The sequence below is a fragment of the Mycolicibacterium pyrenivorans genome (assembly GCF_025821625.1).
GTDB lineage: Bacteria > Actinomycetota > Actinomycetes > Mycobacteriales > Mycobacteriaceae > Mycobacterium > Mycobacterium pyrenivorans.
In genome coordinates this window covers 11,980-29,721 of sequence record NZ_JACKSH010000224.1, presented here as the reverse complement: position 1 = coordinate 29,721, position 17,742 = coordinate 11,980, and the positions used below count along the sequence as shown (strand labels likewise).

Annotated in this window: 17 protein-coding genes; 8 read left to right on the top strand and 9 right to left on the bottom strand. The window is 69.6% G+C overall.

Annotated elements, in window-relative coordinates:
* Window positions 1-45 precede the first annotated feature (45 nt).
* Together H7I57_RS24510 and cofC are read right to left on the bottom strand one after the other, a co-directional pair.
* Window positions 46-2,232, bottom strand: coding sequence for an RNA degradosome polyphosphate kinase (locus H7I57_RS24510; protein ID WP_264026693.1), 2,187 nt, complete (start codon window positions 2,230-2,232; stop codon window positions 46-48).
* Between the two features lie 77 nt (window positions 2,233-2,309).
* Window positions 2,310-2,987: a 2-phospho-L-lactate guanylyltransferase gene (cofC, locus tag H7I57_RS24505; protein ID WP_264026734.1), complete on the bottom strand. Its 678-nt coding sequence runs from the start codon at window positions 2,985-2,987 to the stop codon at window positions 2,310-2,312.
* 52 nt (window positions 2,988-3,039) lie between these two features.
* On the opposite strand from cofC, the gene H7I57_RS24500 reads away from it, so the two are divergent.
* From H7I57_RS24500 to H7I57_RS24490, 3 genes are read left to right on the top strand one after another with little or no spacing between them, the layout of a single operon-like run.
* The gene (locus H7I57_RS24500; RefSeq protein ID WP_308204399.1) at window positions 3,040-4,035 is read left to right on the top strand and encodes an NAD(P)H-dependent glycerol-3-phosphate dehydrogenase; all 996 of its coding nucleotides are present in this window, start codon (window positions 3,040-3,042) and stop codon (window positions 4,033-4,035) included.
* A 3-nt stretch (window positions 4,036-4,038) separates the two neighbouring features.
* Window positions 4,039-5,163 (top strand): cystathionine gamma-lyase, encoded by a 1,125-nt coding sequence (locus H7I57_RS24495; RefSeq protein ID WP_264026692.1) that lies wholly within the window; start codon window positions 4,039-4,041, stop codon window positions 5,161-5,163.
* Between the two features lie 12 nt (window positions 5,164-5,175).
* Entirely contained in the window at window positions 5,176-6,279 is a 1,104-nt protein-coding gene (locus H7I57_RS24490; protein ID WP_264026691.1) for a D-alanine--D-alanine ligase family protein, read from the top strand.
* 3 nt (window positions 6,280-6,282) lie between these two features.
* Here the strand turns inward: H7I57_RS24490 and H7I57_RS24485 are convergent, their stop codons facing one another.
* Window positions 6,283-6,888 carry a DUF3515 domain-containing protein gene (locus H7I57_RS24485; RefSeq protein ID WP_264026690.1) on the bottom strand — a complete coding sequence of 202 codons (606 nt, stop codon included), beginning with the start codon at window positions 6,886-6,888 and terminating at the stop codon, window positions 6,283-6,285.
* 10 nt (window positions 6,889-6,898) lie between these two features.
* Window positions 6,899-7,141: an Lrp/AsnC ligand binding domain-containing protein gene (locus H7I57_RS24480; RefSeq protein WP_264026689.1), complete on the bottom strand. Its 243-nt coding sequence runs from the start codon at window positions 7,139-7,141 to the stop codon at window positions 6,899-6,901.
* Between the two features lie 127 nt (window positions 7,142-7,268).
* Between H7I57_RS24480 and H7I57_RS24475 the strand changes: the two genes are divergently transcribed.
* Complete coding sequence (locus H7I57_RS24475; protein ID WP_264026688.1) at window positions 7,269-8,252, top strand: thiamine-phosphate kinase; 984 nt, start codon at window positions 7,269-7,271, stop codon at window positions 8,250-8,252.
* A 27-nt stretch (window positions 8,253-8,279) separates the two neighbouring features.
* A complete protein-coding gene (locus H7I57_RS24470; RefSeq protein WP_264026687.1) occupies window positions 8,280-8,957 on the top strand; it encodes a uracil-DNA glycosylase in 678 nt (225 codons plus the stop codon).
* A 14-nt stretch (window positions 8,958-8,971) separates the two neighbouring features.
* On the opposite strand, the gene H7I57_RS24465 is transcribed toward H7I57_RS24470, so the two are convergent.
* Both H7I57_RS24465 and rpmB read right to left on the bottom strand, forming a co-directional pair.
* Window positions 8,972-9,241 (bottom strand): hypothetical protein, encoded by a 270-nt coding sequence (locus tag H7I57_RS24465; protein ID WP_264026685.1) that lies wholly within the window; start codon window positions 9,239-9,241, stop codon window positions 8,972-8,974.
* Between the two features lie 112 nt (window positions 9,242-9,353).
* A complete protein-coding gene (gene rpmB, locus H7I57_RS24460; RefSeq protein ID WP_163889381.1) occupies window positions 9,354-9,548 on the bottom strand; it encodes a 50S ribosomal protein L28 in 195 nt (64 codons plus the stop codon).
* Between the two features lie 230 nt (window positions 9,549-9,778).
* Between rpmB and H7I57_RS24455 the strand changes: the two genes are divergently transcribed.
* Genes H7I57_RS24455 through H7I57_RS24445 form a run of 3 tightly spaced genes read left to right on the top strand, consistent with a single transcriptional unit; the run spans window position 9,779 to window position 14,366 of the window.
* Window positions 9,779-11,431, top strand: coding sequence for a fatty acid kinase ATP-binding subunit FakA (locus tag H7I57_RS24455; protein WP_264026730.1), 1,653 nt, complete (start codon window positions 9,779-9,781; stop codon window positions 11,429-11,431).
* Between the two features lie 2 nt (window positions 11,432-11,433).
* Window positions 11,434-13,662, top strand: a complete 2,229-nt coding sequence (gene recG, locus H7I57_RS24450; RefSeq protein WP_264026684.1) for an ATP-dependent DNA helicase RecG — start codon at window positions 11,434-11,436, stop codon at window positions 13,660-13,662.
* Window positions 13,659-14,366 (top strand): HNH endonuclease family protein, encoded by a 708-nt coding sequence (locus tag H7I57_RS24445; protein WP_264026683.1) that lies wholly within the window; start codon window positions 13,659-13,661, stop codon window positions 14,364-14,366. Before recG ends, H7I57_RS24445 begins: the two co-directional genes overlap by 4 nt.
* 154 nt (window positions 14,367-14,520) lie before the next feature.
* Here the strand turns inward: H7I57_RS24445 and H7I57_RS24440 are convergent, their stop codons facing one another.
* The 3 genes from H7I57_RS24440 to H7I57_RS24430 are packed head-to-tail and all read right to left on the bottom strand — an operon-like array spanning window position 14,521 to window position 17,651.
* On the bottom strand, window positions 14,521-15,729 hold the full coding sequence (locus H7I57_RS24440) for a Dyp-type peroxidase (protein ID WP_264026682.1): 1,209 nt from the start codon (window positions 15,727-15,729) through the stop codon (window positions 14,521-14,523).
* Window positions 15,722-16,237 (bottom strand): copper chaperone PCu(A)C, encoded by a 516-nt coding sequence (locus H7I57_RS24435; protein WP_264026681.1) that lies wholly within the window; start codon window positions 16,235-16,237, stop codon window positions 15,722-15,724. Before H7I57_RS24435 ends, H7I57_RS24440 begins: the two co-directional genes overlap by 8 nt.
* Window positions 16,230-17,651 (bottom strand): PepSY-associated TM helix domain-containing protein, encoded by a 1,422-nt coding sequence (locus H7I57_RS24430; protein ID WP_264026680.1) that lies wholly within the window; start codon window positions 17,649-17,651, stop codon window positions 16,230-16,232. The genes H7I57_RS24435 and H7I57_RS24430 overlap by 8 nt, the downstream gene beginning before the upstream one ends.
* Between the last annotated feature and the right edge of the window lie 91 nt (window positions 17,652-17,742).

The following is a 17,742-nucleotide window of genomic DNA, read 5'->3' as shown; positions in this document are numbered from 1 at the left end:
TCAACTCCTGCTGGTCACCCGAGTCCGGGAGATCGACTGTGGCGACTAGGGATGACGGTGCCGTTCCATCATCGACACCTGATGGTCACGTACGGTCTGCCCCTCCTGAGGCGATGCCGTCCAGTGCCCGTCGGCGCCGAGTTCCCAGCAACGGGTGCTCGGGTCCATCGCCGATTCGAAGATGTCGTCCAACTGTGCGGTCAATCGCGGATCCTTAACCTGCGCCATCACTTCCACGCGCCGGTCGAGATTACGATGCATCATGTCGGCGCTGCCGATCCAGAACTCGTCGAGGGCGCGGAAGTGAATGACCCGCGAATGCTCGAGGAATCGGCCGAGGATCGAGCGGACCTTGACGTTCTCCGAGAAGTCGGGGGCGCCCGGGCGCAGCGCGCAGATCCCGCGGACCACCACCTCCACCCGCACGCCGGCCTGCGATGCCCGGTAGAGCGAATCGATGACCTGCTCGTCGACCAACGCGTTGGCCTTCATGCGGATCCGGCCCTCGGCGCCGTCACGGGTGGCTGCGATCTCGCGTTCGATCCGCTCGATGATGCCCCGGCGCACGCCGTACGGAGCGACCAGCAGGTTGCGGTAGGACTCCTTACGCGAGTAGCCCGTCAGCGAGTTGAACAGGTCGGTGAGGTCCGCTCCGATGTCCGGCGCCGCGGTCAACAGGCCGATGTCCTCATACAGCCGTGCGGTCTTGGGGTTGTAGTTGCCGGTGCCGACGTGGCAGTACCGCCGGATCATCGAGCCCTCGCGACGCACGACCAGACAGGTCTTGCAGTGTGTCTTCAATCCGATCAGCCCGTACACCACGTGCACGCCCGCCTGCTCGAGAGCGCGGGCCCACTTGATGTTGGCCTGCTCGTCGAACCTGGCCTTGATCTCGACGAGCGCCACCACCTGCTTGCCGGCTTCGGCGGCATCGATGAGCGCGTTGACGATCGGGGAGTCACCGGATGTGCGATAGAGCGTCTGCTTGATCGCCAGCACGTTGGGGTCCGCGGCGGCCTGCTCGATGAAACGTTGCACCGTGGTGGAGAACGAGTCGTACGGGTGGTGGACGAGGACATCGCCGTCGCGCAGGGTGGAGAAGATGCTCTTGGGTGTCTCCCGCTCACCGAACGCCGGTGGGGTGGCGGGAACGAACGGCCGATCCTTGAGCGCGGGCCGGTCGACGCCGTAGATCTGCCACAGCGACGAGAGATCCAGCAACCCGGGAACTTCGACGACATCTCCGGGCGCGACGTCGAGTTCACGCAACAACAACTCGAGCATGCCCTCGGTCATGTCGTCGGAGACTTCCAGCCGCACGGGGGACCCGAAGCGCCGACGGGCCAACTCCCGCTCCAGCGCCTGCAGGAGGTCCTCGTCGCGATCCTCTTCCACCTCGAAATCCGCGTTGCGGGTGATCCGGAACGCGTGATGTTCGACGATCTCCAGCCCGGGGAACAGCACCGGCAGGAACGCCGCGATCAACTCCTCCATCGGGAGGAAGCGCACGACCTCCGGAGTGCCTTCGCGGCTGGACAGCTCGACGAAGCGGTCGACGTTGTCGGGCACCTTGATTCGGGCGAAGTGCTGTCCGCCGTCGTCGGGGTGTTTGACGGTGATGGCCAGGTTCAGGCTCAGGCCACTGACGAACGGGAACGGGTGAGCGGGGTCGACGGCCAACGGGGTGAGGACCGGGAACACCTGCTCGTGGAAGTAGGTGGACAGCCGGCCCCGTTCGGCCTCGTCGAGCTCGCCCCACGTGACGATGATGATGCCCTTGTCGGCCAGTGCGGGCCGTACCGCGTCGAGGAACACCCGCGCGTGACGGCTGGCGATCTGCTGGGTGCGCTCACTGATCCGGCGCAACTGCTCGCGCGGCGACAGGCCGTCGGCGGACCGCACCGAAAGCCCCATCTCGTCACGCCGCTTGAGCCCTGCGACCCGCACCATGTAGAACTCGTCGAGGTTGGACGCGAAGATGGCCAGGAACTTCGCGCGTTCCAGGAGTGCGAGCGACGGATCCGCGGCGAGCGCGAGCACCCTGGCGTTGAAGTCGAGCCAGCTCAGCTCGCGGTTGAGGTAGCGGTCCTCGGGCAGCGGGTCGTCGATCGTCGGTGAGGTCGCCGCCGGCGGCGCCTCGGGTGCCGAGTCAGCAGAACCCGTGATCGGCGGCAGGGCGGCCGTCGCCTCCGATGTGTCCGAGGTGTCGGGTCGGGTCTGGGCTTCGGTCATCTCTGTGATGATTCCCTATCGGGAGGTGCTCCTGCTACCGAGTCGGGTCATCGCTCGGGCCCGTCACATCTGCAGGGTCAGATCTCGGGACCGATCGCTCGTGCCGTCGCCGAGCCGATGCCGAGGCCGCGCGCCGCCATCAGGTCGTCGGGTGTGTCGATGTCGCACCGCAGCCCCGGCCACCGGCCCGTCAACTCGATCGCCCCCGAACGACGATGGCGCTCTGCGGAATCAGCGCCGAAGCGCGGGTCCAGTGGCACCCCGAACGAGAACAGCGCCGACGTCCCGGTGCCGTGCCGGTCTGCGACGAAGCTGCGCGGCGCGCCCCTGGCGGCGGTGATCGCCTCCGCGAGTTCGTGGGTCTGCAGCGCGGGTAGGTCACCCTGCAGCGCAACGACGTTCGCGCTGTCCCGGCGCACCATCGCCTCGGCCGCCAGCAGGGCGTTGTTGAGAGGGTCGTGATGCCCCTCGGGTGTCGGGTCGGTGAGCGCCAGCGCGCCCAGCCGTCGCGCCGCCGCCGCCGCGGTGTCGTCGGGGGTGACGATGATCACCGACTGCAGTGCCGCGACCGCCGAGGCGGCGGTGATCGTGTCCACCAGCATCGCCAGCACGATGCTCTCGCGGGTCGCCGCCGAAAACACCGGTGCCAGCCGTGTCTTGGCCGCAGTGAGCCGCTTCACCGCGATCACCAGTCCGATGTCGGCGCCCGGAGCGCGGCGGGGCCTGGCCGAGACACCGGCCGTGCCGTGGTTCATGCCGCTCACAGCGCCATCCTGCCAGCCGATTGTTCCCGGCTACGCTGAAGCCGTGGTCGAGGCGGCGGTGATGGGTGCCGGGGCGTGGGGGACAGCCCTCGCCAAGGTGTTGGCAGAAGCCGGCAACAACGTCAGGCTGTGGGCCCGTCGGCCCGAGCTGGCAGACGAGATCAACCGCACCCATCGAAACTCCGGATACCTCGACGGCCCGCTTCCGGAGTCGATCCGGGCCACCGGTGACCACGTCGAAGCGCTCACCGGTGCGTGCACGGTGCTGCTGGCGGTGCCGTCGCAGACCCTGCGTGCCAATCTCACCGTCTGGAAGGACGCCCTCGACGCCGACGCCACCCTGGTGAGCCTGGCCAAAGGAATCGAGCTGGACACGCTGATGCGGATGAGTCAGGTCATCGTGCAGGTGACCGGTGTCGACCCGTCTCGGGTTGCGGTCGTCACCGGCCCGAATCTGGCCAGCGAGATCGCGCAGGGTCAGCCCGCCGCGACCGTGGTCGCGTGCACCGACTCCGGGAGGGCGGTGACGATTCAGCGCGCGCTGGCCACCGGCTACTTCCGGCCCTACACCAACTCCGACGTGATCGGTGCCGAAGTCGGCGGCGCATGCAAGAACGTCATCGCACTCGCGTGCGGCATGGCCGCGGGTGTCGGGCTGGGGGAGAACACGGCGGCGGCGATCATCACCCGCGGCCTGGCCGAGATCATGCGGCTCGGAATCGCGTTGGGCGCCAAGCCCGCGACCCTGGCCGGGCTCGCGGGCATCGGTGACCTCGTGGCGACGTGCATGTCACCGCACTCGCGCAACCGTTCCTTCGGCGAACGGCTGGGCAAGGGCGGCACCATGCAGGCCGCGCTCGCCGCGACGGGAGGCCACGTCGCCGAAGGTGTCACCTCGTGTCAGTCGGTCCTGGCTCTGGCGTCCAGCTACGACGTCGAGATGCCGCTCACCGAGGCGGTGGAGCGGGTCTGTCACAAAGCACTTTCCGTCGACGACGCGGTGGCGCTGCTACTCGGCCGCACCACCAAACCGGAGTAGCGGATGAGCGGAACCTATGGCGACTCGACACGCAGCATCAAAGCTGTTGGCTCAGAAGCGATTCCAGGCGAACCCATCGCGCCGCCGCCGGTTCCCGCCGCCGCGTATCACCTTCCTCCCGACGAAGACGACTCCCTGGACAGCTACGGCCGCAGCTCCAATCCGACGTGGCGACAACTGGAATCGGCGCTCGCCCAACTCGAAGGCGCCGCAGCCGCGCTGACGTTCGGCTCCGGAATGGCCGCCATCACGTCGGTGCTGCGCACCGTCGCCGAACCCGGCCGCACGATCATCGTCCCCGCGGACGGCTACTACCAGGTGCGCGCCTACGCCAACGAGTTCCTCGCCCCGCGCGGCGTCACGGTCATCGAGGCGCGGTGTGCCGAGATGTGCGACGCCGCCGCGGACGCCGGCCGCGACGACGTCGTGCTGGCCGAGACGCCGTCCAATCCGGGGCTCGACGTCGTCGACCTGCATCAGCTGGCGATGACCTGCCGCGCCCGCGGCTCGATCCTCGTCGTCGACAACACCACCGCCACCCCGCTGGGGCAGCAGCCGCTGTCGCTGGGCGCAGACCTCGTGGTGGCCAGCGCCACCAAGGCGCTCGCGGGACACCACGACGTCCTCGCCGGCTACGTCGCGGGCAGCCACCCCGAGGTGATGGAGCGGCTGCAGCGGGAACGCCTGCTGTCAGGGCCGGTCCTCGGCTCGTTCGAGGCCTGGCTCGTGCTGCGCAGCCTCGGGAGCCTCGGGTTGCGGTTCGAACGCCAATGCCAGAACGCCGCCGCGGTCGCGCTGATGCTGCGCTCCCACCCGGCCGTGAAGTCGGTTCGTTATCCCGGCCTGCCCGACGACCCCTCGCATGCGGTCGCCACGATGCAGATGCGGCGATTCGGCGGCGTCGTCGCCGTCGAGATGGCGGACCGGGACGCGGTGCACGCCCTGGCCGCCAGGAGCGCGCTGCTGGTCGCCGCGACCAGTTTCGGCGGGATCCACTCCTCGGTCGACCGCAGGGCCCGCTGGGGCGACCCGGTGCCCGAGGGATTCGCCCGGCTCTCGCTGGGCATCGAGGACACCGATGACCTGCTCAGCGATATCGAGCAGGCCCTCGATCCGGCAGGGCGGTAGCCTCTCTAGGTTGTGACTGCCCGCACCCGCGTTGCCGTCGTCTATGGCGGACGTAGTTCTGAACACGCGATCTCGTGTGTTTCCGCAGGCAGCATCCTGCGCAACCTCGATCCGGAGCGCTTCGAGGTGGTCGCGGTGGGGATCTCGCCCCAGGGCTCCTGGGTGCTGACCGACGGACGGCCCGAGACGCTTGCCATCACCGACGGCACGCTGCCCCAGGTCGGCGAGGCGTCGGGCACCCACCTGGCGCTGACCGCCGACCCGGCCAGACACGGCGAGCTGTTGTCGCTCGGTGAGGGCGCAGGCGAGATGCTCGCCGCCGTCGACGTCGTTTTCCCGGTGCTCCACGGACCCTACGGCGAAGACGGCACCATCCAGGGCCTGCTCGAGCTTGCCGGCATCCCCTACGTCGGGGCTGGCGTGCTGGCCAGCGCGGCAGGTATGGACAAGGAGTTCACCAAGAAGCTGCTGGCCGCCGACGGGCTGCCGATCGGCGACCAGGTGGTGTTGCGTCCCCAGCACGCCACCTTGTCGCCGGAGCAGCGGGAACGTCTCGGGTTGCCCGTGTTCGTCAAGCCGGCGCGCGGTGGCTCGTCCATCGGGGTCAGCCGCGTCGCCAGCTGGGACATGCTGGCGCCGGCCATCGATTCGGCCCGCAGGCACGACCCCAAGGTCATCGTCGAGGCCGCCGTTCCCGGCCGGGAACTGGAATGCGGCGTGCTGGAGTTCCCCGACGGACACGTCGAGGCGAGCACCGTGGGCGAGATCCGGGTCGTCGGGGTGCGCGGTCGGGAGGACGGCTTCTACGACTTCGAGACCAAGTATCTCGACGACGCGGCCGAACTCGACGTCCCCGCCAAGGTGGACGACAGCATCGCCGAGGACATCCGGGGGCTGTCGATCCGCGCCTTCCGCGCCATCGACTGCCAGGGCCTGGCCCGCGTCGACTTCTTCCTCACCGAGGACGGCCCAGTCATCAACGAGATCAACACGATGCCGGGCTTCACCACGATCTCGATGTATCCGCGGATGTGGGCGGCCAGCGGCATCGACTACCCCACTCTGCTCGCGACGATGGTCGAGACGGCACTCGCGCGCGGCACCGGCCTGCGGTAGCGCTCAGCCGACCGGCGCCGGGTCGACGGCCGTCTCCGGCAGCGCCGCCGCGATGGTCGCGGACAACGCCTGGATCGGGGTCGACCCGGACTCCGGCGGCAACGTCAGCGCCACATAGACCGGCCGGTCGACCGCGAACCACGTGGCGCGGCCGTCTGCCTCATCGCCCACCCGGTCATCACCCACCCCGGCTTCGCCCACCCGGTCATCACCCACCCCGGCTTCGCCCACCCGGAACCACTGGACCGCGTCCACCACCTGAATCGGTGAACCCATCACGAACTCGAGGGGACGATCCAGCCCGCACCGCAGGATCAGGGGCTCACCGTCGCCCTCGGTCTGCCAGGCCGCCGTGCCCGCGGGCGCGGGCTCCACGACGGCCGCGCGCCGGTAGTCGCCCAACTGCCCGGGCAGCGCCTCGATCAGCGCGCGGCACTCGGGGCTGCCGGCGCGCGGTGCCGGCACGCTGGTGATCGCGACCGGAGCCTGTCCCGCCGGCCGCTGCAGCACCGCTGCGACGACGAGGACGGCGACGACGGCGCCGACGGCCACCACGAGCGCCGCGATCAGCACGGGGCGCGGCGGGCCGTCGCCGGTCTGGCTGTTCACACGCCAAACTCTAGGGCTGCACCGTTTCGGCGATGGGACAGGTCAACGTCCTGGTGATCCCGGAGACCTGCTGCACGCTGGGGACGACGGTGGACTGCAACTCGGCCAGGGTGTCGGCACCCACGCGCACCACGACGTCGTAGGGGCCGGTCACGTACTCCGACGACAACACTCCGGCGAGGCCGGCGAGCTGCTTGGCGACGACTTCGGCGCGACCGACCTCGGTCTGGATGAGAACGAAAGCCTCGACCACCCCGTCATCCCTCCATCTGGCTGCATAGACTCCACGCCGCAGGGACCAAACGTACCGCAGGTGGGCCGAGCGTTCAGGCCACGAAAGGTGCCGGGAGGGTGCCGCGACGTCGGCGGAAGGATCTGACATGGCGGGCGATGGCCCGGAGGAGTCCCTGGCGGCGACGGGTGAGTTCGCGGTCATCGACCGGCTGGTGGCCGGGCGGCGTCAGCCGCCGTTCGTCACGCTCGGTCCCGGCGACGACGCGGCGGTGGTGACCGCCGCCGACGGCCGGACCGTGGTGTGCACCGACATGCTGGTCGAGCACCGGCACTTCCGGCTCGACTGGTCCACGCCCCATGACGTCGGCCGGAAGGCCATCGCCCAGAACGCCGCCGACATCGAGGCGATGGGCGCGCGGGCGACGGCGTTCGTCGTCGCATTCGGTGCGCCGAGCGACACCGCGACGGCACGGGCCGTCGAGCTCGCCGACGGACTGTGGCACGAGGCAGGGCTGCTGGGAGCGGGCATCGTCGGGGGCGACATGGTGCGCGCCCCGCAGTGGGTGATCTCGGTGGCCGCGCTGGGAGATCTCGGCGGGCTCGACCCCGTGCGTCGCAGCGGGGCGAAACCGGGCGACACCGTGGCGGTGATCGGGGATCTCGGCCGCTCGGCGGCCGGATATGCGTTGTGGCACAACAACATCGACGGGAGCGCCGAGTTCAGTGCACTGCGCAGGCGCCATCTGGTGCCCGAACCGCCCTACGGTCAGGGGGTGGTCGCGGCGCGGGCCGGTGCGACGTCGATGACCGATGTCTCCGACGGGCTCCTGGCTGATGTGGGCCACATCGCGTCGGCCTCGGGGGTGCGCGTCGACCTGTCCGCGGCCGGTCTGCGCGCAGACGTCGCCGCGGTGAGCGCCGCGGCCGAGGCGGTGGCGGGCGACCCGTGGGAGTGGGTGCTCGGGGGCGGGGAAGACCATGCCCTGGTCGCGACGTTCCCGGGCGCGCCGCCGCGAGGCTGGCGCTCGATCGGCACCGTCGTCGGAACCGGCGTCCCCGGGGACGGGACGCTCCGGGTGACCGTGGACGGCGCGGCGTGGGGCGGAAACGCGGGCTGGCAGTCGTTCTGACCGAGGCGCCCGCTAGGTTGGCCTGTCGTGACAGCACGTCCCCTCAGCGAGTTGGTCGACCAGGCCTGGGCCCGCGAACTCGCCCCGGTCGAACCCCACGTCGCGCAGATGGGCGAGTTTCTGCGAGCGGAACTGGCCTCCGGTCACCAGTACCTGCCTTCCGGGGCGAACGTCCTGCGTGCGTTCACGTTTCCGTTCGAACAGGTGCGGGTGCTGATCGTCGGCCAGGACCCCTATCCGACCCCGGGGCATGCGGTGGGCCTGAGCTTCTCCGTCGCCGCCGACGTGCGTCCGCTGCCACGCAGCCTGGCCAACATCTTCACCGAGTACCGCGACGACCTCGGGCATCCGGCGCCGTCCACCGGGGACTTGACGCCGTGGGCGCAGCAGGGCGTGATGTTGCTCAACAGGGTGCTGACGGTGCGTCCCGGCTCGCCGGCATCACACCGCGGCAAGGGCTGGGAAGCGGTCACCGAACGCGCGATCCGGGCGCTGGTGGCCCGTCGGCAGCCGTTGGTGGCGGTGCTGTGGGGGCGCGATGCCGCGACACTGAAACCCATGCTGGGTGACACGGTCGCCATCGAGTCGGCGCATCCGTCGCCGCTGTCGGCGTCGCGGGGGTTCTTCGGCTCACGGCCGTTCAGCCGCGCCAACGAACTGCTGGAGAAGATGGGCGCCGAACCGGTCGACTGGCGCCTGCCCTAGAGTGCCGACGCCGGTCAGGGGACCGGACTCGGGGTCACTTCGGGTAGTTCTGGTGACGGAATGTCGACGTCGGGAGAGGGAATCTCGATGGTGTTCTCCCCGTCCGACGGCGCGGTTGTCTCCGTGGGCTCCGTCGTTTCGGTGAGCTCGGTCGTTTCCGTCGTCTCGACGGTGGGGGTCTCGGTGTCGGCAGTTCCGTCGTCGCCGCATGCGACCAACAACCATCCGGCGGACAGAGCCGCGGAGACCGCGAGCAGGGGGCGAGCCATTCCGGCGCATGTCATATGTAGGCCATTTCCTTTCCGACCGGGCCCAGTGCCCGACCTCGAGGTCGGCCTACCCGACCGGCGCGGCGCTAAACGACCGATGCGTCGGTGACGTGCACTCCGTCGCAGATCAGCCGCGTGAGACCTTGCCGGCCTTCAGGCACGACGTGCAGACGTTGACGCGCTGCTTGTTGCCACCGGGCCGCGTCACGGCGCGCACCGGCTGGATGTTCGGGTTCCACCGACGGCTGGTCCGGCGATGGGAGTGCGACACCGACTTACCGAAGCCGGGGCCCTTCCCGCAGATATCGCACACGGCAGCCATATGTAGAACTCCTCGAATCGGTACTTGGAGGCCAGCGACCTATGCGGGTGGCCCGACAACCTGATCAGAATACCGACCGTCGCGAGTATCGCCAAAAACAGGCCTGGTGTGCCGGTCTCCACAGGCCCGGCCACGTCGTCTTCGAGGCTGTCCCCGCCACTGGATAGGCTGACGCCGACGGCGGCAGCAGTGTGCTGCGACGCCGGCGCCACATGCGTCTGGAGGTGGGGATGTCGGCTCGGCGGCTCGACGCGCCCGCCCTGCGGCAGTGGGCCCACAACGCGGTCGCCGGCTTGATCAGTCACACCGACGAGATCAACAGGCTCAACGTTTTCCCGGTCGCCGACGCCGACACCGGGACGAACATGCTGTTCACGATGCGTGCCGCCTGGGCGCAGGCCGACGCGCGCGCCACCGGAGACGACGTCGCGGCGCTCTCCGCCGCCATGGCCGAGGGGGCGCTTCGCGGCGCCCGCGGCAACTCGGGGGTGATCCTGTCCCAGATCTTGCGCGGTCTCGCCGACGTGACCGCTGCCGTGGCCGACGACCGCGGCGGCATACTGGCCGACATCGGCGGCCCGGTCTACGGCGCCGCGCTGCGGCACGCGATCGGCCTGGTGGTGACGTCGATGGGCGAAGCGGTGCCGGGCACCATCCTGTCGGTCCTGCAGGACGCTGCCACCGCGGCGGAGGACGCGGCCGCCGACGGGGCCCAGCTGTCCGAGGTCGTCGCCGCGAGCGCGCAGGCGGCGGCGGAGGCCCTGGACCGCACGCCGAGCCAACTCGACGTGCTGGCCGAAGCCGGTGTGGTGGACGCCGGTGGCAGGGGACTGCTGGTCCTGCTCGACGCCCTGACCACCACGCTGACCGGGCACACGCCGCACCGCGACGTCTATCTGCCGTCGCCCCAGCAGGCACCGATCACGTCCGCGACACCGTCCTCACCCCAGTTCGAGGTGATGTACCTGCTCGGCGACTGCGATGCCGCCGGCCTCGAGAAGCTGCGGGCGCGCCTCGACGAGCTCGGAGAATCCGTCGCCATCGCCGCGTCGGGCTTCGGCGACGCGACCCGGTCAGGGGTCGGCCACTATTCGGTGCACGTCCACGCCGACGATGCCGGCGCTGCTGTGGAGGCCGCCCTCGAGGTGGGGCGCCCCAGCCGCATCCAGATCACCTCGCTGGTCGGCGGCGCCGATCGTCACCCGGCCGGCGGTTGGAGCCGGGAGCGCGCGGTGCTCGCCGTCGTCGACGGCGACGGCGCAGAAGCGCTGTTCACCGGCGAGGGGGCTCAGGTCCTGCGGCCCGAGCCGGGCGTCGCGGTCAGTGCCCAGCAGCTGCTCCACGCCCTGGTCAACACCGGCGCCGCGCACGTGATGGTGCTTCCGAACGGGTATGTGGCCGCCGAGGAGCTGCTGGCCGGGTGGGCGGTCGCCTCGGACTGGGGCATCGTCATGGTCCCGGTTCCCACGGGGTCGATGGTGCAGGGTCTGGCGGCGCTGGCCGTCCACGACCCCGAACGCCAGCTCGTCGACGACGGGTACACCATGGCCAGGGCGGCCGCCGGCGCGCGCCACGGCTCGGTGCGGGTGGCCGCCCAGGAAGCCCTCACCTGGGCGGGTACCTGCACGCCCGGTGACGGGCTCGGCATCGCGGGCGACGAGGTCGTGATCGTGGGACCCGACATCGTCGCCGCCGCCGCCGGACTGATCGACCTGCTGCTGGCGGCCGGTGGCGAGCTGGTGACGGTGCTCACCGGCGACGGTGTCGACGCCGCCGTCGGCGAGGCGCTCGTCGACCACGTCCACCGTGAGCATCTCGGCACCGAGGTGGTCACCTTCCACACCGGCCACCACGGCGACGCACTGCTGATCGGGGTCGAGTGAGCATGGTGGCGCTAGGGGACCGGCTGGACTTCGTCGTCGGCAAGAAAGCCGCGGATCAGCTGGAGCAGCACTTCGGCCTTCGGACCGTGGCCGACCTGGTGCGCTACTTCCCCCGCAAGTACAGCGACGCGATGACCACCCGCGGCGAAGGGGAGGAGCTCGACCTCGAGGAGGGCGAGCACGTCACGTTCGTCGACGAGATCACCAAGGCCGAGGCCAGGTTTACCAACCGCCCGCCGCAGCGTGAGTACCTGGTGATCACGCTCGGTAATCGGCGCCCGAAGGTCACCGCGACGTTCTTCAACGCCAAGTTCCTCAAGAAGCAACTGGTCGAGCGGACCCGGGTGATGCTGTCAGGGGAGGTCGGCTACTTCAAGGGCACCATGCAGCTCACGCACCCGGCGTTCCTGGTCCTGGGCTCGGGGAAGGGCACCAAGTCGCTGGCGTCCATCGCCGCGGCGTCGAGCGCATCCGGCGACGAGCTGCTCGCGGAATTCGAGCGGGAGTTCTTCCCGATCTACCGGGCCAACTCCAAGATGCAGACCTGGGAGATCTACGCGTGCGTGCGCCAGGTGCTCGCCGTGCTGGACCCGGTCGCCGAGCCGTTGCCGAAAACATTTGTCCGCGAACATGATCTGATCTCCGAGGATGAGGCGCTGCGCGCGGTCCACATCGCCGAGCACGAGGCCGACCGCACGCGTGCCATCGAGCGACTCACCTACGACGAAGCGATCGGGCTGCAATGGGGGCTGGTCGTTCGCAGGAACAGCGCATTGAGCGAATCGGGGCCGCCCGCCCCGTCCCGCCCGGAGGGACTGGCGGTCGCGATGACGGCCCAGTTGCCGTTCACGCTGACCGCGGGGCAGCGTGAGGTACTCGAGGTGATTTCGGCGGAGATCACCGCGACCCGTCCGATGAACCGCATGCTGCAGGGCGAGGTCGGGTCGGGCAAGACGATCGTGTCGCTGCTGGCGATGCTGCAGATGATCGACGCCGGGTATCAGTGCGCCCTGCTCGCACCCACGGAAGTCCTTGCCGCACAACATGATCAATCGATCCGCGCGATGCTCGGCCCGCTCGGGATGGCCGGGCAACTCGGTGGGGCGGACAACGCGACCAGGGTCGCACTGCTGACCGGGTCGATGCCGGCGTCGCAGAAGCGCGAGGTGCGCGACCAGGTCGCCACGGGCGAAGCGGGCATCGTCATCGGCACGCACGCACTGCTGCAGGAAGCCGTGGAATTCCACCGGCTCGGAATGGTGGTCGTCGACGAGCAGCACCGGTTCGGGGTGGATCAGCGAGACAGGTTGCGCGCCAAGGCGCCCGAAGGGATCACCCCGCACCTGTTGGTGATGACGGCGACGCCGATACCCCGAACCGTGGCGCTGACGGTCTACGGCGACCTCGAGGTCTCGACGCTGCGGGAGCTGCCCCGCGGTCGGCAGCCCATCACGTCGAACACGATCTTCGTCAGTCAGAAGCCGAAGTGGCTCGAGCGGGCGTGGGCCCGGATCGTCGAGGAAGTCCGGGCCGGGCGCCAGGCCTACGTGGTCGCGTCCCGTATCGACGAGGACGACAAACCCGCCAACGGGAAGAAGGCCAAGAAGGAGACCAGAGAGCAGGGCCCGCCGCCGACCACCGTGGTGGACCTTCTCGCGCGGCTGCAGCGCGGGCCGCTGGCGGGTCTGCGGCTGGGTCTCATGCACGGACGGCTGCCCAGCGACGAGAAGGACGCCGTGATGGCGGCGTTCCGCGCACGCGAGATCGACGTACTGGTGTGCACGACGGTGATCGAGGTCGGCGTCGACGTACCCAACGCGACCGTCATGGTGGTCATGGACGCAGACAGGTTCGGGATCAGTCAGCTGCACCAGCTACGCGGGCGGATCGGGCGCGGCGAGCATCCGAGCCTGTGCCTGCTGGCCACCTACCTGCCGGAGGATTCCAAGGCGGGCAAACGGCTCAAGGCGGTGGCGAGTACGCAGGACGGCTTCGCGCTCGCCGACCTCGATCTGCAGGAGCGCAGTGAGGGCGACGTGCTCGGCCTGCACCAGTCGGGCAGGCCCATCACGCTGCGGTTCCTCTCACTCGGCGAGCACTACGAGATCATTCGCGCGGCCCGCGACCTGTGCGAGGCGGTGTACGAGACCGATCCCGACGACGTGGGGATGGCGGTGTTGTCGGCCCCGTTCACCGCCTCCGACCGGGTCGAGTACCTGGACAAGTCATGAGCCGCAGGCGAACCCTGTGGCTGCTGGTGGCCGCGACCCTCGCGGTGATCGTCGCGTTTCAGGTCACGACGGAGCCGAGGCAGTCCCCTCACTTCGTCGCGCAGGCCGACATCCCCACCGTCGCACCCGGTGTCGACGTTCTCGCCGGTGTCGCCGAGATTCCTCTACGTATCCGCGGGTACGACTATCGGCGGGCGGCCTTCGGTGAGTCGTGGACCGACGACACCACGGCGCCCGGCGGGCACAACGGTTGTGACACCCGCAATGACATCCTCGAGCGCGATCTGGTCGACAAGACGTATGTGTCGATCAAGCGGTGCCCCACCGCCGTCGCCACCGGCACGCTGCTCGACCCGTACACCAACGCCGTCGTTCCGTTCCTGCGCGGCAACCAGACCGGTGCCGCGGTGCAGATCGACCACATCGTTCCGCTGGCGCTGGCCTGGGACCTGGGCGCGCGGAACTGGACCGAGGAGATGCGGGTCCGGTTCGCCAACGACCCGGCCAACCTGCTGGCCGTCCAGGGCGAGGCGAACCAGGACAAGGGCGACAAACAGCCGTCGGAGTGGATGCCGGCCAACGGCGCGTTCCACTGCCAGTACGCGATGCAGTACATCGCGGTGCTGCGTGGCTACGGCCTGCCGGTCGACGCGCCGTCGGCGCCCGTGCTGCGCCGGGCCGCTCAGACCTGCCCGGCAGGCTGACGTCCGCCCACGGTCGCCCCGACGGTCGAACGGACCGGCCGTGGCATCGCTATCGCCTATGGAGGCAATCGCTACGTGATGTGCTGCATCGACGCCGCTCACGGCCGGTCCGTGGGCCCAGACTACATGAACATCTGAATAGGTGGACAGATGTTCATGGTTCCAGCAGCGTCTGGCCGAGATAACCGCCCGCGGGGGCGCCGGGGAGTATCGCGAAGGTCGCGGACCCGATCGTGGTGACCCAGCGGTTGAGGGCATCGGCGTCGGCCAACCGTTGCTGGACGGGGATGAACTGTCGCCGCGGATCACGCTGATACGCGGCGAAGATCAGGCCGCAGTCGGTGGTTTGGTGCGCCGCCGGAGGATCGTCGTAGTTGTAACCGCGCCGCAGGAACCGCTCGCCGTCCTTCCGGTGGCGGGCCAGCGCGATGTGAGCATTCGGCGGAATCACCGGTATGCCGTTCCGCGTGGCGGTCAGGTCGGGCTCGTCGAATTCACGCTGCCCGGTCAGTGGCGCCCCGGTGTCGAGTCGGCGTCCGACCGTCAGCTCCTTGCTGGCGCGGTCGAGTTCGTCCCAGGTGTCCAGTTCGATACGGATCCGGCGCAGCACAAGGATGGTCCCGCCGCTGAACCAGCGCTGTCGTGCGCCGTCGTCCCAGACGAGGCGGTCGAAGTCCGCCTCGGCGCGCAGGGTGGCGGTGCCATCCACCTGACCCATCAGATTGCGCATGGTGGTGCCTGCGGCGTCCGCACCGCGTGCCGAGCGGAATCCGTTCTGCCGCCAGCGTTGCACGGTCATCGCACGGACGTTCTTGAGCAGGACGCGGCTGGTGTGGGCGACGACGACGGGGTCGTCGGCGCAGATCTGCAGAAGCAGGTCGCCACCACACCATCGGGGGTCGAGGCGGTCGGTGTCGAAGGCCGGCAGGTCCGCCACTGACTCGGGCCGCAGCCCCGCGAGGCCGACGCGGCTGAAGACGCCCGGCCCGAGGCCGACGGTGACGGTCAACCGGGCCGGGCGCTGCGCGAGCTCGGGTTCGGTGTCGGCCAGCGCCGGCATCCCCTGGGTGAGCCGTGCGGCGTCGGCGCTCCACAGTTTGAGGATCGCGGTCAGGGTGTCGCGAGGGCTGCGGTCACCGTCGGTCTTCAGATCCAACGCGACGAACAAGGCGTACGCCTGCGGGGCAGTGATGACACCACCCTGACGCGGTCCATGAAACGGCTCGGCATCTGATCCGAAAGATGCGGTGGCAGAATCTGATTCGGCAAAGCGGCACTGGGTGAGCGTGGCGGTGGTGGCCAGCGCGGCGGCGCCCCCGGTGAGGAGGCGCCGCCGGTTGACCGTCGGCCGGCTGTCAGCCATGGCTCTGGCTGCCGGGCTGGTAATCCTCGTGGCCCCCGGCGAAGTCGCGGATCTGGGCGGTCACCGGCAATTCGGAGCCGTCCTCGAACACCACGGTCAGTGTCACCTCGGCACCCGGCCGCAGCGGTTGCCTGAGGTCCATCAACATCAGGTGATCGCCCCCGGGCACCAGTTCGTGAGTGCCCTCGGCCGGGACCGTCAATCCGCCGGACTTCGGCCGCATCGTCTTGGTCCCGCCCTCGTCGGCGACGACCTCGTGGATTTCGACACGTCCGGCCGCCGGGGAGTGTCCGGCCACGATGTGGGCGCCGTGGTGCCCGGCATTGCTGAAGGTGCCGAACATCGCGGCCATTCCGGCGTCCGCGGCGCTGGCCCACTGATCGTTCACCGTGACGCCGGCGGCCATGGGCTGATCGTCGTGATCCGACGGTGACGTGCAAGCGGAGGCGAGAAGGGTGGCTGCGGCCACGAGGGCACCCGCTGAGATTCGAAACTTGTTGTCAGACATTGAGTTCTGCTTTCTGATTGGTCGTGTGGTGTTTGACGGCCCCGATGATCAGGTCGACGAGGACGAAGGCGGCGAGCGTGATCCCCAGCAGCGGCAGGAACCAGCCGATGGCCACCGCTGCGATCGACAGTCCGACGACCGCGATCGGGTGTAGCCGCCGGATCCCCCCGCGCGCAGGGGACCGGCCCATGGCCCAATCCGAGCCTCGAGTCGGTCTGCGCTGCCACCACATCCGGTAGCCCCGCACGATCACGGTGAGCAGTCCGATCGCGATCCCGAGGAGCAGCAGCTGGTTGAGCAGTCCGAACAGGAAGCCCATGTGTGCGCGGATGCCCCAGTCGGCCAGCTTGGCGATCGCCGAATAGTCACGCCAGTAGTCGATCTCGCCGGTCACACCGAGGTCGGTGGGGTCCACCGCCGCGGCGTTCGTCGTGAGTCGATACGGTTTGTCGATCTCGGTGACGTCCACCGCCTGTCCCGGCCCGGCAGGCAACGTGACTTCCACCGGAGAGTGCACTCCGGCGCCTGCCGCGGCGTCGAGCACCGCGTCGTAGTCGACCGTCGACGGGTCGATCGCCTGCTCAAGGGCCTGGGCGGGCGACAGGGCGGTGTCCAGTTGCGGCCGTTGCCAACCGAGGCTCGACCGGATGTCGCTGACGTTCGCGCCGGCATACGTCGACCAGGTGATCCCGGTCGCGGACAGGAAGAGCAGACCCGCCAGCAACCACACACCCACGGCCCCATGCCAATTCATGGTGCGGGACCGGCCGGTGGTGCTGCGGTCCACGCTCAGGAGCCGGCCCACCCGGCCGCGGCGACGGTCACCGGTGGCCTTGGCCGCCCAGAGGCACAGGCCACCGAGGGCCACCACCCACAGCCAGGACGCCGCGATCTCGCTGTAGACCCGGCCCGGCTCGCCGAGGTTGAGATGGCGGTGCAACCCGTCCAGCCAGGTGCTCAGCGGCAGATGGCCGAACCATGTCGCCTCGTCGCCGAGCACCCGTCCGGTGTAGGGGTCGACGAACACCGCCCGTAGCGACTCGTCGTCGAGCGCGGGATCGGCGAAGTAGACCCGCGTGGATTCGGTGCCGGTCGCCGCCGGCCGCATCCCGGACATGGTGAGGCCCGGGAAGGCTGCGCGCGCCGCGGCGGCCTGCTCCGCAAGCGGCAGCGCCGGTCCCGCCGGGTCCGCGAACAGGATGTCGCCGTAGATGAGACGCTCGAGCGTCGGGGCGAGCGCGTACAGCCCGCCGGTGATCGCCGCGACGATCAGGAACGGCGCCACCAGCACACCGGAATAGAAGTGCAGGCGGACGACGAAAGGCCGCCAGCCGCGTCGTGCCGATCCAAGTGGGGGTGCGGGCCGGGGTTGGTGGCCCGGTGGGGGGTCGATGGTGTTCTGGGGGACGGTCATCAATGAGGCCTTCATGGGTCGTTGCGACACGACGCGTCCGCGACAGCGTCGTAATCGGGAGTTGGGGGATACACGCGGCGTGCGTCAGCAC

What these genes read in the sequence shown, in the direction of transcription:
- H7I57_RS24440 (WP_264026682.1), bottom strand. Translation starts at nt 15,729, where the DNA reads ATGGCTGACAGCCGGCCGACGGTCAACCGGCGGCGCCTCCTCACCGGG.
- H7I57_RS24445 (WP_264026683.1), top strand. Translation starts at nt 13,659, where the DNA reads ATGAGCCGCAGGCGAACCCTGTGGCTGCTGGTGGCCGCGACCCTCGCG.
- recG (WP_264026684.1), top strand. Translation starts at nt 11,434, where the DNA reads ATGGTGGCGCTAGGGGACCGGCTGGACTTCGTCGTCGGCAAGAAAGCC.
- H7I57_RS24475 (WP_264026688.1), top strand. Translation starts at nt 7,269, where the DNA reads ATGGCGGGCGATGGCCCGGAGGAGTCCCTGGCGGCGACGGGTGAGTTC.
- H7I57_RS24510 (WP_264026693.1), bottom strand. Translation starts at nt 2,232, where the DNA reads ATGACCGAAGCCCAGACCCGACCCGACACCTCGGACACATCGGAGGCG.
- H7I57_RS24495 (WP_264026692.1), top strand. Translation starts at nt 4,039, where the DNA reads ATGAGCGGAACCTATGGCGACTCGACACGCAGCATCAAAGCTGTTGGC.
- H7I57_RS24435 (WP_264026681.1), bottom strand. Translation starts at nt 16,237, where the DNA reads ATGTCTGACAACAAGTTTCGAATCTCAGCGGGTGCCCTCGTGGCCGCA.
- H7I57_RS24455 (WP_264026730.1), top strand. Translation starts at nt 9,779, where the DNA reads ATGTCGGCTCGGCGGCTCGACGCGCCCGCCCTGCGGCAGTGGGCCCAC.
- H7I57_RS24430 (WP_264026680.1), bottom strand. Translation starts at nt 17,651, where the DNA reads ATGACCGTCCCCCAGAACACCATCGACCCCCCACCGGGCCACCAACCC.
- H7I57_RS24465 (WP_264026685.1), bottom strand. Translation starts at nt 9,241, where the DNA reads ATGACATGCGCCGGAATGGCTCGCCCCCTGCTCGCGGTCTCCGCGGCT.
- cofC (WP_264026734.1), bottom strand. Translation starts at nt 2,987, where the DNA reads ATGAACCACGGCACGGCCGGTGTCTCGGCCAGGCCCCGCCGCGCTCCG.
- rpmB (WP_163889381.1), bottom strand. Translation starts at nt 9,548, where the DNA reads ATGGCTGCCGTGTGCGATATCTGCGGGAAGGGCCCCGGCTTCGGTAAG.